This is a genomic window from Baekduia sp. (assembly GCF_035685985.1).
Lineage (GTDB): Bacteria > Actinomycetota > Thermoleophilia > Solirubrobacterales > Solirubrobacteraceae > Baekduia.
Window position 1 is genome coordinate 1 of the sequence record NZ_DASRZV010000032.1, and the last position, 10,236, is coordinate 10,236.

14 protein-coding genes are annotated in these 10,236 nt (G+C 72.1%); 5 read left to right on the plus strand and 9 right to left on the minus strand.

What is annotated here, in order from left to right; genetic code table 11:
* Positions 1–308 precede the first annotated feature (308 nt).
* Together VFG42_RS21065 and VFG42_RS21070 are read left to right on the plus strand one after the other, a co-directional pair.
* Entirely contained in the window at positions 309–884 is a 576-nt protein-coding gene (locus VFG42_RS21065; protein ID WP_324910774.1) for a QsdR family transcriptional regulator, read from the plus strand.
* A gap of 41 nt (positions 885–925) precedes the next feature.
* The gene (locus VFG42_RS21070) at positions 926–2,098 is read left to right on the plus strand and encodes a hydroxymethylglutaryl-CoA reductase (protein WP_324910775.1); all 1,173 of its coding nucleotides are present in this window, start codon (positions 926–928) and stop codon (positions 2,096–2,098) included.
* 15 nt (positions 2,099–2,113) lie between these two features.
* On the opposite strand, the gene VFG42_RS21075 is transcribed toward VFG42_RS21070, so the two are convergent.
* The 5 genes from VFG42_RS21075 to VFG42_RS21095 all read right to left on the minus strand — a co-directional run bounded on the left by VFG42_RS21075 (position 2,114) and on the right by VFG42_RS21095 (position 5,354).
* Positions 2,114–2,605, minus strand: coding sequence for a nitroreductase family deazaflavin-dependent oxidoreductase (locus VFG42_RS21075; RefSeq protein ID WP_324910776.1), 492 nt, complete (start codon positions 2,603–2,605; stop codon positions 2,114–2,116).
* A 167-nt stretch (positions 2,606–2,772) separates the two neighbouring features.
* Complete coding sequence (locus VFG42_RS21080; protein WP_324910777.1) at positions 2,773–3,678, minus strand: dihydrodipicolinate synthase family protein; 906 nt, start codon at positions 3,676–3,678, stop codon at positions 2,773–2,775.
* A 4-nt stretch (positions 3,679–3,682) separates the two neighbouring features.
* Positions 3,683–4,078, minus strand: a complete 396-nt coding sequence (locus tag VFG42_RS21085; RefSeq protein ID WP_324910778.1) for a hypothetical protein — start codon at positions 4,076–4,078, stop codon at positions 3,683–3,685.
* Positions 4,075–4,782: a hypothetical protein gene (locus VFG42_RS21090; RefSeq protein ID WP_324910779.1), complete on the minus strand. Its 708-nt coding sequence runs from the start codon at positions 4,780–4,782 to the stop codon at positions 4,075–4,077. The genes VFG42_RS21085 and VFG42_RS21090 overlap by 4 nt, the downstream gene beginning before the upstream one ends.
* Positions 4,779–5,354: an RNA polymerase sigma factor gene (locus VFG42_RS21095; protein WP_324910780.1), complete on the minus strand. Its 576-nt coding sequence runs from the start codon at positions 5,352–5,354 to the stop codon at positions 4,779–4,781. Before VFG42_RS21095 ends, VFG42_RS21090 begins: the two co-directional genes overlap by 4 nt.
* A gap of 146 nt (positions 5,355–5,500) precedes the next feature.
* Between VFG42_RS21095 and VFG42_RS21100 the strand changes: the two genes are divergently transcribed.
* Both VFG42_RS21100 and VFG42_RS21105 read left to right on the plus strand, forming a co-directional pair.
* Complete coding sequence (locus VFG42_RS21100; protein WP_324910781.1) at positions 5,501–5,803, plus strand: hypothetical protein; 303 nt, start codon at positions 5,501–5,503, stop codon at positions 5,801–5,803.
* Positions 5,803–6,462 carry a hypothetical protein gene (locus VFG42_RS21105; protein ID WP_324910782.1) on the plus strand — a complete coding sequence of 220 codons (660 nt, stop codon included), beginning with the start codon at positions 5,803–5,805 and terminating at the stop codon, positions 6,460–6,462. The genes VFG42_RS21100 and VFG42_RS21105 overlap by 1 nt, the downstream gene beginning before the upstream one ends.
* Here the strand turns inward: VFG42_RS21105 and VFG42_RS21110 are convergent.
* Both VFG42_RS21110 and VFG42_RS21115 read right to left on the minus strand, forming a co-directional pair.
* On the minus strand, positions 6,459–7,094 hold the full coding sequence (locus tag VFG42_RS21110; RefSeq protein WP_324910783.1) for a TetR/AcrR family transcriptional regulator: 636 nt from the start codon (positions 7,092–7,094) through the stop codon (positions 6,459–6,461). The genes VFG42_RS21105 and VFG42_RS21110 overlap by 4 nt on opposite strands.
* A 126-nt stretch (positions 7,095–7,220) precedes the next feature.
* On the minus strand, positions 7,221–7,925 hold the full coding sequence (locus VFG42_RS21115; RefSeq protein ID WP_324910784.1) for a TetR/AcrR family transcriptional regulator: 705 nt from the start codon (positions 7,923–7,925) through the stop codon (positions 7,221–7,223).
* Positions 7,926–8,317: 392 nt separating this feature from the next.
* On the opposite strand from VFG42_RS21115, the gene VFG42_RS21120 reads away from it, so the two are divergent.
* Positions 8,318–8,749: a hypothetical protein gene (locus VFG42_RS21120; RefSeq protein ID WP_324910785.1), complete on the plus strand. Its 432-nt coding sequence runs from the start codon at positions 8,318–8,320 to the stop codon at positions 8,747–8,749.
* Here VFG42_RS21120 and VFG42_RS21125 read toward each other — a convergent pair.
* Together VFG42_RS21125 and VFG42_RS21130 are read right to left on the minus strand one after the other, a co-directional pair.
* Positions 8,739–9,263 (minus strand): TetR/AcrR family transcriptional regulator, encoded by a 525-nt coding sequence (locus VFG42_RS21125; protein WP_324910786.1) that lies wholly within the window; start codon positions 9,261–9,263, stop codon positions 8,739–8,741. The two genes, VFG42_RS21120 and VFG42_RS21125, sit on opposite strands and share 11 nt — an antisense overlap.
* Before the next feature lie 220 nt (positions 9,264–9,483).
* The gene (locus tag VFG42_RS21130) at positions 9,484–10,212 is read right to left on the minus strand and encodes a hypothetical protein (RefSeq protein WP_324910787.1); all 729 of its coding nucleotides are present in this window, start codon (positions 10,210–10,212) and stop codon (positions 9,484–9,486) included.
* Between the last annotated feature and the right edge of the window lie 24 nt (positions 10,213–10,236).

The following is a 10,236-nucleotide window of genomic DNA, read 5'->3' on the forward strand; positions in this document are numbered from 1 at the left end:
CACCCGGCTCGGCTCTGCGCGGACGAGTGGCACATCGGGGTCGTCTGGCGACCCCGATGTGCCATCGATCTCGAGGGTGCGCCACACCGAGCCGGGATTCAGGTCTGGATGCGGGTCCCGCCCCCAGCGTCCCGCGCCCTCCCTGAGCCCGGCGCCCCGGCCCACGGACAACACCAGACGCCGGCTACGCCCACCCGGCCTCACTCCCTCGATGAGCTTGCCCACCAGCGCCCCGCACCACCCGCAAAGCCCGCGCCGGACGCCACCAACGCCCGCGCCACCCGACCAACAGCGATAGGTTGACCTCCGTGGCCGCCGAGCCCACCACACCGCTGCGCCGCCAACTCGCCGGGGAGGGCACGACGCGCCGTCCCTCCGCGCTCGACGCCTTCCTCGCCGCCCGTCGCCGCTTCCTCGCCGGCGAGCGGGTGGACATGACCGCGCTGGCCGCGCAGCTCGGCGTCAATCGGGTCACCCTGTACCGCTGGGTCGGCTCGCGCGAGCAGCTGCTGGTCGAGGTGGTGTGGTCGCTCGCGCGGCGGACGCTCGACCAGCTGGAGGCCGAGCACCGGGGCGAGGGGCGGGCCGTGGCGATCCTCAGCGAGTTCCTGGAGGCGACGATCGCGCACCCCGGGATGCAGCGGTGGCTGGCCGAGGAGGGGGAGTCCGCGATGCGGCTCCTCACCCGCCACGAGACCGACTTCCAGCCGCGGCTCATCGCGGCGGTCGAGGCGCTGATCGACCCGGGGGACCCGGACCGCCACGAGGTCGCGTACGCGCTGGTGCGCGTGATCGAGTCCTACACCTACCTGGACCTCATCACCGGCGAGACGCCGGACGCGGGGCGCGCGCGGCCGATCTTCGCGCGTCTGCTACAAAGCTGACCCTTGTTGCACGGCCCCGTTCGAGGAGGAGAGCCCGACCGATGTCCCGCACCCCGGTCCCGCGCGACCGCGCCAACGACTACACCCGCGACGCGGCGAAGCTGCGGCGCGACTTCTTGACGCAGCGCACCGGCGTCGCGCTCGAGCACCTCGGGACCTACTCGCAGGACCCGGCCGCGCTGCCGGGCAACATCGAGCACTTCACCGGCGTCGCGCAGGTCCCGCTCGGGATCGCCGGACCGCTGCTGGTCGACGGCGAGCACGCCCAGGGCGAGTTCTACGTGCCGATGGCCACCGCGGAGGGCACGCTGGTCGCCTCCTACAACCGCGGCATGAAGCTGCTCCACGAGGCGGGCGGGGTCACGACGACGATCGTCGAGGACCACATGCAGCGCGCGCCCTCGTTCATCTTCCCGTCGGCGCGCGAGGCGCGGCGGTTCGGCGAGTGGCTCGTCGAGCGCTTCGACGACATCGCCGCCGCCGCCGAGGCGACGACCAGCACGGGACGGCTGCGCGAGATCGAGCAGTACTCGGCGTCGCGCATCCTCTACACCCGCTTCAACTACACCACCGGCGACGCGGCCGGCCAGAACCTGACCGGCAAGGCGACGCAGGCCGCCTGCCAGTGGATCGTGGCCAACTACCCCGGGATCGAGCAGTACTTCCTGGAGTCGAACTTCGCCACCGACAAGAAGACCTCGCAGGTCAACATGCTGCACACGCGCGGCAAGCGCGTGATCGCCGAGGCGACGATCCCGGACGCGCTGCTGCGGTCGGTGATGAACTCCAGCAGCGAGCTGATGTTCCGCGCCCGCCAGGTCTCGAACCTCGGCGGCTTCATGAGCGGCGTCAACAACAACGGCGCGCACTCGGCCAACGGCATCACCGCGATGTTCATCGCCACCGGCCAGGACGTCGCCAACGTCGCCGAGTCGTCCGCCGCGTTCGTCTTCGCCGAGCTGCGCGACAACGGCGACTACTACTACTCGATCACGATCCCGTCGCTGATCGTCGCGACCTACGGCGGCGGCACCGGCCTGGGCACCCAGCGCGAGTGCCTGGAGCTGATGGGCTGCTACGGCGACGGCCAGGTCCGCAAGCTCACCGAGATCGTCGCGGCGACCGTCCTGTGCGGCGAGCTGTCGCTCGGCTCGGCGATCGTCGCCGAGGAGTGGGTCAAGGCCCACGACGCCTACGGGCGCAACCGCCCGTAGGCCCGCGGCCGACCGCTACGCCCGCCGCTCCAGGATCACCAGCGGGATCTCGCGCCCGCCGGTGCGCGCCTGGTAGTCGCCGTAGGCGGGGTAGAGGTCGATCAGCTCGGGCCACAGCCGCGCGCGCTCGCCGGCGTCGGCGACGCGTGCGGTGACCGGACGGCGCTCGCGGCCGACCTGGACGGTCGTCTCCGGGTTGGCCTTCAGGTTGTGAAACCACGCCGGGTTCTTCGGCGAGCCGCCCCATGAGGCGACGATCACCAGCGCGTCGCCGTCGGGCAGGTACAGCAGCGGCGCGACCCGCTCCTGACCGCTCTTGGCCCCCACGTGATGCAGCAGCAGCGTCGGCGCGCCGTCGAACGACGCCCCGAGGCGGCCGCCGGTCCGCTTGTAGATGAACGTGTTGGCGGCCGTGATCCGGTTCCAGGCCCAGAACGCCGGGGAACCGGGCCGGGGCGGGCGGGCGGCGGAGGTGATGCGGCCGTAGAGGCCCTTCGAGCGCGTCATGTGGGCGGACATCATCGCTTCAGACATCCGTCCATGCGTCGATCACCGTGGGCATGCGACACATCTGCAACCGCTGCCTGCGCCTGTGGCTTCCCCGGCGCGACGAGCAGCGCGCCACCTGCCGCCACTGCGGCGGCGCCCTGCGCCCGCACTAGCGGCGTCCCGCCTCAGCCCGCCGCGACGGCGGCGAGCGCGGCCCGCGCCCGCTCGACGGCCGCCGGCGTGGCGTTGGCCAGCGGCATCCGGACGTTCGGCGTCGGGATCAGGCCCTGCTCGTGCAGGAGCGCCTTGACGACCGCCGGGCTGGGCTCGGCGAACAGCGTCTGGACCAGCGGCAGCAGCGCCTCGGCGTGCGGGCGGCCCGCCGCCACGTCGCCTGCGGTTCCCGCGGCGAGCATCGTCACGAAGCGGCCGGTGACCAGGTGCGAGGAGGCCGCGATCGCGCCCGCGCCGCCCATCAGCGCGGTGGGGAACAGGAACGCGTCGTCGCCGCCGAGGACCGCGAAGCCGTCGGGCTTGGCGGCCAGCACGGCGAGCGTGTCGGCGTCCAGCGCCCCGACCGCCTGCTTGAGGCCCGCGACGTTCGGCGTGGCGGCCAGCTCCAGCAGCGCGGCCGCGCCCAGCCCCCGGCCGGTGCGATACGGGATGTTGTAGAGCACGACCGGCACCGGCGAGCGCTCGGCGACGGCCTGGAAGTGCGCGACGATCCCCGCCTCGCTCGGCCGGACGTAGTAGGGCACGACCGCCAGCGACGCGTGGACGTCGTGGTCGAGGTCGCCCAGCGCCTCGTGGCGCGCGATCGTCGTCCGCGTGTCGTTGGTGCCCGCGCCGACGATCAGCTCGGCGCCGCGGTCGGCGCACACGCGCGCCAACGCCGCGACCGTCGCGGCCCGCTCGGCGTCGTCCAGCGACGTCGGCTCGCCGGTCGTCGACAGCGCGACCACGCCCTTGGCGCCCGCGTCCAGGGCGTGCGCCGCCAGGTTCTCCAACGCCCCGACGTCGACCCGGTCGTCGGCGTCGAACGGCGTCACGACCGGCACGTAGAGGCCGGACGGGCGATAGGCGGAGGGCATCGCCCTATCGTAGGCCGGGATACGGGAAGGTGAGCGTCCGGCCGAGCTGCTTGCCCTGGTAGATCCAACGGGCCCGGTAGCGACCGTGACGGGCGTGGGGGAAGTGCCGCGCGAGCCGCACGTCGGAGCCGTAGGCGCCGGTCGTCGTCCGCACGAGCGTGAAGGACTTGCAGCGCTCTCGGGCGCCGGGCGGGGTGACGCACACCTGGTAGGGACCGCGCAGGTCCCACCCGGTGATGTTCAGCGTCCGCCGGCCGTGCTTGTCGAAGACGGCGACGCACCAGCGCTCGCCCGGACCGCAGGAGATCGCCTCGCCCGGGCTCGGGATCGGCGCGGCGAGCGCCGCCGCCGGCGCCAGGAGCGCCAGGCCGGCCAGCGCGACGCTCAGCCCGCGCCTCACCGCGAGGACGGATCGCCGACCACGCCCAGCAGCGCCCCGTCGGCGCCGAAGCCCTCGACCGTCGGCGGGGCGGACGCGCCGTCGAAGCCCTCCGGGAACAACGCGACGTAGACGCGGGCGGCGTCGGTCAGCCCGCTGCGGCGCAGGTTCTCGGCGGGGACGGCGACCGTGTCGACCCGCGTGACATTGCCCTTGGGCGGGCGCACGCGCACCGCCGTGACGTCGGCGGCCGCGGTGCCCGCGACGACGGCCAGCCCGCCGGGGTCGCTGAGCATCGTCGTCAGCTTCGCCGCCGTGCGCGGCGTGTCGCAGTTGGTCCCGTTCAGCACCCGCCGGCTCCCTCGCCACGCCTCGGTGTGCAGGCACACGCGGCCGCCGTCGTTCCAGCCGCCGATGCGCCAGAGGACGTCTCCGACGCGTCCGTCGACGAGCCGGACGGCGGGCGTCGACGCCAGTTGCGCCTCCGGTCCCACCTCGCCGACCGGGTCGTCCCAGATCGAGCGCGTGGCAACGACCGCGCCGGGCACGAGCAGCACGCCGATCGCGGCGAGCACCGGGATCGTCCGGCGCCGCCTGCGACTGCGCGACCGAGCGGCGCGCTCGTGCTCGACGCGCGCGGTGGCACTCAGAAGCTCGTCGCCCCAGTCGATCAGTCCGGGCAGGTCTGGGCCGTGGTCGTCCGAGACCGCGGGCCGGTTCGTCACATGAACTCCCGGATCTCGCCCGCGTCCGGGCTCAGCCGTTCCGCGAGCGCGCGCATGCCGCGCGACACGCGTGCGCGGACAGCTTGCTCATTGATGCCCAATTGCTGTGCCATCTGCTCGTACGACTGCTCCTCGAGGACCCGGAGGCGCAAAGCCTCCTGCTGTTCGTGGGACAAGTCGCTCAGATGTGACGCAATCCGGCGCCTGAGGTCCGAGATCCCGGCCAGGTCCTCGAGTCGTTCCAGCTCCACATCGCTGAGATGCGGCCGCTGGATGCCGAGACGTTCCAACGCGCGCGCTTCGGCGCGGTCACGGCGGACGAAGTGGCTGACCTGGTGGCGCGCGATGCCGTAGAGCCAGCCGATGGCCTCCTCGCGCGTGCGTCCGCGGAACTGGTTGCGGTTCGTGAACGCCTGGGCGAACGTCTCCGCGGTGAGGTCCGCGCCGACCCCGGCATCCATCGTCTTGCGCGCGATGTAGACCGCCATGCCCGGCGCGTGTGAGCGGTACAGCGCGTCGAGCGTTTCGCTGGTGATCGCAAAGCGCGGAGGTTCTGTGCGACGGCGGAGCACGAGGGGGCGAGGGGTGGGCGTCACAATAGAGACATCGGTGGCTCTTACTCGGCGCCACCCAACTGATGGAGGAGTCTCGCATGGATCGCCTCGCGCATCGAGCGGCCTTGGTCGCGGCTTGCGCCTTATTCGGCCTTCTCGGCCTTTTGACAAGCACAGCATCGGCTACCAACAACGCCTACTGCGGCATCCTGATCGCCAACGGCACGTGGTGCGGCGACGGGTCGAACCACAGCTGGGTGTTCAACAGCGCCTCCTATACCGGAGGAGGCAGCGTCTGGGTCTGCGAGCGCCTGCTCATCGCGGACACCTCGACCCAGAGGGAGAACCCCGTCTGCGGTTACACCTACGTCTCCGCGTCTTTCGGCTCCTACATCTACCTCACCGAGGCCGAGGTGAGCCACTGGACCGGCGCCAACCACACGATCTACGGGCTGTCCACCTACTGATGCGTCACACGATCCTGAAGAGCGCGGCGCTCGTCGCCGCCATCGCGTCGCTCGCCGGCTCCGCCGGCGCCTCCGAGGCCCTCGCGCCCGCCGCGCCGGCGCCGCCGGCGCCCGCCGACCCGCACGCCCACGCCGCGCAGCCGGCCGGAGCGGCCGACACCGCGCAGGTCGCGACGCTCGGCGTGCTGCGCCGTGCCCGGCAGACCTCCGACGCGGTGCCCGACGCCGTGCGCTCGCACATCGCCCAGGCGATGGGCCCCGACGTCGGCGCCAACCCGGATCTCGCCCGTCGCGCGCTGCGCACGTCGTTGGGCGAGGACCTCTACGTGGTCCCGGGACGCGGCTGGGTCTGCCTCGCCTCGTCCGGCGGCGCGGCCGGCTGCACGCCGACCGACCAGATCGACCAGGGCTACGCCGTCACGCTGCAGCGCATCCCGTCGGGCGTGCGCCTCGGCGGGCTCGTCCCCGACGGCGTGTCGACCGTGACGATCCGCGGCGGCGCGGGGGAGACCGCGACGGCCACCGCCGAGGGCAACGCCTGGCGCGCCGACGTGGCGTTCGACCCGGCCTCGGTCGCGTGGACGCGCGCCGGCGATCGGGCCGAGGTCTCGGTGCCGGTCTCCGTCCCGCCGCCGGAGCCGACGGCGGACGCCGGCTAAGAGTCGGCCTGCTTGCCGGCCTTGGGCTTGGAGCGGCGGCGCTCGTTCTTCAGGAGCGACGTCGCCGTCTCCTGGCCCATGTACGGCAGCACGACGCTGAAGAGGAGGTCCGGCAGCAGCTCGGGCAGCTCGGCGCCGCGGCCCTGCAGGACGCGCGAGTAGACGACCTCGTAGATGCCGCCGACCAGCGTCTCGGCGGTCAGCGCCGGCGGGAGCTTGGACTTCGGCAGCTCGTCGGCCGCGGCCTTCTCGATCATCTCGGCGAAGGCCGCCATCGTCTGGTTGCGGCGCTCGATCGCGTTCGGGCCGGCCGCCATCACCTCGACGATGCACATGTCTGCGAACGCGGGCTCCTCGGCGACGAACGTCAGGAACGCGTTCAGGCTGTCGCGCACGCGCGCGACGAGGCCGTCGGCCTCGGCGTAGGCGGCGTAGACGCGCTCGAGCAGCTGCTTGGTGACCTCGTCGTAGGCGGCGAGGTACACGTCCTCCTTGGACCGGAAGTTGTCGTAGAACGTCCGGCGGGAGACGCCCGAGGTGACGACGATGTCCTCGACGCTCATCGACACGTAGCCCGCGGCGTGGCAGACGTCGGCCACGGCGGCGAGGATCCGGTGCCGCTGGTTCTCCACCACGAACGACCGCGACAGGCCATGACGACCCGCCGGCAGCTGGTGCGGTTCGCGGGAACGCTTCTTCCGGGAAGAATCAGGCAAGGCGGACGGAAACATACATGTCTCGTCGCCCGGCCTGCACGATCATGGTGTCGGGATGGCTCGCTGGGCGGCCGAGAGCGTCGTTCGCTGATATTCGGCCTCTGCCACCTCGGCTCCCACGAAGGGCAGGAGGGCGCTGTGGAGGAGGCTGGGAAGGAGTGTAGGCAGCTCGTGCGTGCGTTGCGACGTCACGCGCGAGTAGATCACCTCGTAGATGCCGCCGACGATCGCCTCGAGCGCGACGGGCGGGGCGTAGGAGGTGACGAGCACGTCGTCGTCCGGCGGGCGCAGCAGCGTCTGGAAGGCCTCCATCGCCTCGGTCCGGCGCGCCAGCGCGCGGGGGCCGGCGGCCAGCGCCTCGACGACGCAGACCTGGGCCAGCACCGGCTCGGAGGCCAGCAGGTTCAGGAACGCCGCCAGGCCGCGGCGCACGCTGGACGTCCAGGTCTCCCCGGAGGCGAACGCGGACGTGACGCCGGTCAGCAGCTGCTCGAGCACCAGCTCGTAGGCCGCCAGGAACGCCTCTTCCTTGTTGGCGAAGTGGTCGTAGAACGTGCGACGCGAGACCCCAGCGATCGCGATGACGTCCTCGATGCGCATCGCGGCGTAGCCCGAGCGGGAGGCCGCCTGGAGCACGGCGTCCAGAATCCGCTCCCGTTGGTTGGACACCACGAACGCGCGTGGGAGACCGTGGCGTCCCGCCGGAAGCTGGTGCGGCGCGCGGTTGTGGGACGTCCGATGCTCCACGGTCAAAACATACTTCTGTTTCTCACTTTGCGCCAGTCTTGAGGAGCATCGCATACACCCGGTTGGGCGCCCGTCTGGATCCTGACCGACCGCTAAAGCCGCGTCACAACAGTGGGTGCCGTGGCTCTTAGGGGTTTGTGTGGGTCGATCCGGGGGCTCGCAGGGGCTGCCGGGAAGCGAAGTTTGGGGGAATAGAGCTGATGCTGAGCGAGGTCCTGTCCGGTGCGCAGACGTGCTCGCCGGAATGCTTCACGTGTGCGCGCCTCCGTGCCGCGGCGGCGCCCGCCGTCCTGATGGCCGGCGATGCGCGCGTAACGCTGTCCCATCTGGCGGCGGCGGCGGGGGTCCCGGCGTCGACGGCGGCCGGGCACTGCCCCGAGGGTGCGGGCGCGGTGATCGCCGACGCGTACCGCCGCGCGTCCGGGGAGCTGTTCGTCGAGTACGCGGCGTCCTTCCGGATGGCCGACTCGTGGTCGGAGAAGCTGGGCGCCGCGCTGCAGCGGCTGCTGCGGCGGCTGGCCGCCGAGCCCGCGATCGCGCACCTCTGCTTCGTCGCGCCGATGGTCGGCGACGCCGAGCTGCGCGAGATCCGGGAGGCGTACCGCTCCCGGTACGTCGAGCTGCTGGCGACCGAGCAGGACCGCCACCTCGACGACGAGGAGGAGCTGCTGCCCGAGCTGCAGCTGGAGATGATGGTCGGCTCCATGTTCCGCACGATCGGGACGCTGGTGGCCGACGGCCGCGCCCCGGAGCTTCCGGCGATGTTGGAGGACGTCGCGTTCTCCGCGGCCGTGTTCGAGCCGCGGGTGGCGCTCACGGCGTGACCGCGGCTCGCCGCTCCGCGGCGAGCAGGGTGCAGATGGCCGGCGCGAGTCGCGGCAGCGACGCGTGCCGGCCGTCGATCAGGCGGCGCTGGATGATCCGGTGCACCGCTCCGAGCACGGCGTGCGCGACGTCGTCGTTGCGCAGCGCGCCCGGCGCGCGCCGGTCCTGCGGGTCCTGGTAGCGGACGATCGCGGCCGCCAGCTCGGCCATCGTCCGCTCGTGGCGCGCCAGGCCCTCGGGCCCGACCGCGAGGATGTCGATGCACAGCACGCGCGCGTGCGCGGGCCAGGCGGCGAAGTAGCGCAGCAGCGCGGACAGCGCGGGCTCGAGCGCGGGGCCGGCCTCGGTGACGACCCGCATCGCGTCGTCGTGGATCGCGTCGTAGGCCGCGTACATGCACTCCTCGCGGTTGGCGAAGTGCTCGTAGAACGTGCGCCGCGAGGCTCGGGCGGCGACGATGACGTCGTCGACCGTGACGTCGAGGAATCCGGTGATCGCGGCCCGCTGCGCCATCGCGGCGAGCAGTCGGCTTCGGGCCGCCGCGGGCCAGCTACTCGGAACGGCGGCAGCCCCATCGCGAAGGACGACGGGGCGGGTCAGCTCAGCAAGCGCGGTGGCGGTGGGCACGATCGACCTTCCGTAGTCCTGGCAGGGTGCGCGGGCCCCCGGGGACCGAGGCGGAACGGGTCCCCGGGGGCGTCGCGCGGCGTCTGGCCCTATGTGGCCGGACGGGCTACTTCTTGCAGGCGACCGAGTCGGTGTAGCTGACCGACTGGTGGGTGTCCAGCGAGAGGTTCACCTGGAACGGCCACTTGTTGCCCGCGCCACAGGACGTCGTGGCGATGATGTCCTTCGCCGCCTTCGTGTACCCGGTGGTGAGCGTCAGGTTGTTGAGCGTGATCGGGATGCCCGCGACGACCTGCAGCGTCTGCGGGACGTCGAAGTGCAGCTTGTACGACCACTGGCCGCTCATCGGCGTGAGCTTGGCCGGGACGACCGCCCGCACGCGGGCGGGGTGCTGCAGCGTGACGTAGGCCAGGATCAGGTTCTTGCCGCCGTTGAAGATCTGGACCTTGGGGCCCGCCTCGACGGTGTCGGCGCTCGCGGAGCCGCTGCCCTCGCCGATCCTGGACTTCGTCGGGCAGGCGCCCGGGCCGCCGCGCGTGAGCACGGCCGACGCGCACTTCGTGTACTTCTCACCCTGGTACTTGCCGCCCTTGGGGAAGTAGATGTCGCCGCTCTGGACGATCGGATGGTCGACGTCGCCGGCCGTCGTCACCGTGATCTTCGCGACGACCTTGTGCCCCTGCGGCTTGGACTTGGACCCGCCGTTGTTCGGCGTGGCCGTGGCCTTGACCTTGATGGTCGTGGGCCCAGAGTCCTGAGCGATCGTCGTGGAGACCTCGACCACGCCCACGGCCAGAACGGCCGCTGCTGCGGTCGGGATCAGGAACTTGCGCATCGGTGCTCTCCTCATTGGTTCTGC

Bases quoted from the DNA above. Each gene is read 5' to 3' on its own strand.
- VFG42_RS21070 (WP_324910775.1), top strand. From the start codon at position 926: ATGTCCCGCACCCCGGTCCCGCGCGACCGCGCCAACGACTACACCCGC.
- VFG42_RS21075 (WP_324910776.1), bottom strand. From the start codon at position 2,605: ATGACGCGCTCGAAGGGCCTCTACGGCCGCATCACCTCCGCCGCCCGC.
- VFG42_RS21080 (WP_324910777.1), bottom strand. From the start codon at position 3,678: ATGCCCTCCGCCTATCGCCCGTCCGGCCTCTACGTGCCGGTCGTGACG.
- VFG42_RS21105 (WP_324910782.1), top strand. From the start codon at position 5,803: ATGCGTCACACGATCCTGAAGAGCGCGGCGCTCGTCGCCGCCATCGCG.
- VFG42_RS21125 (WP_324910786.1), bottom strand. From the start codon at position 9,263: ATGGCGCAGCGGGCCGCGATCACCGGATTCCTCGACGTCACGGTCGAC.
- VFG42_RS21130 (WP_324910787.1), bottom strand. From the start codon at position 10,212: ATGCGCAAGTTCCTGATCCCGACCGCAGCAGCGGCCGTTCTGGCCGTG.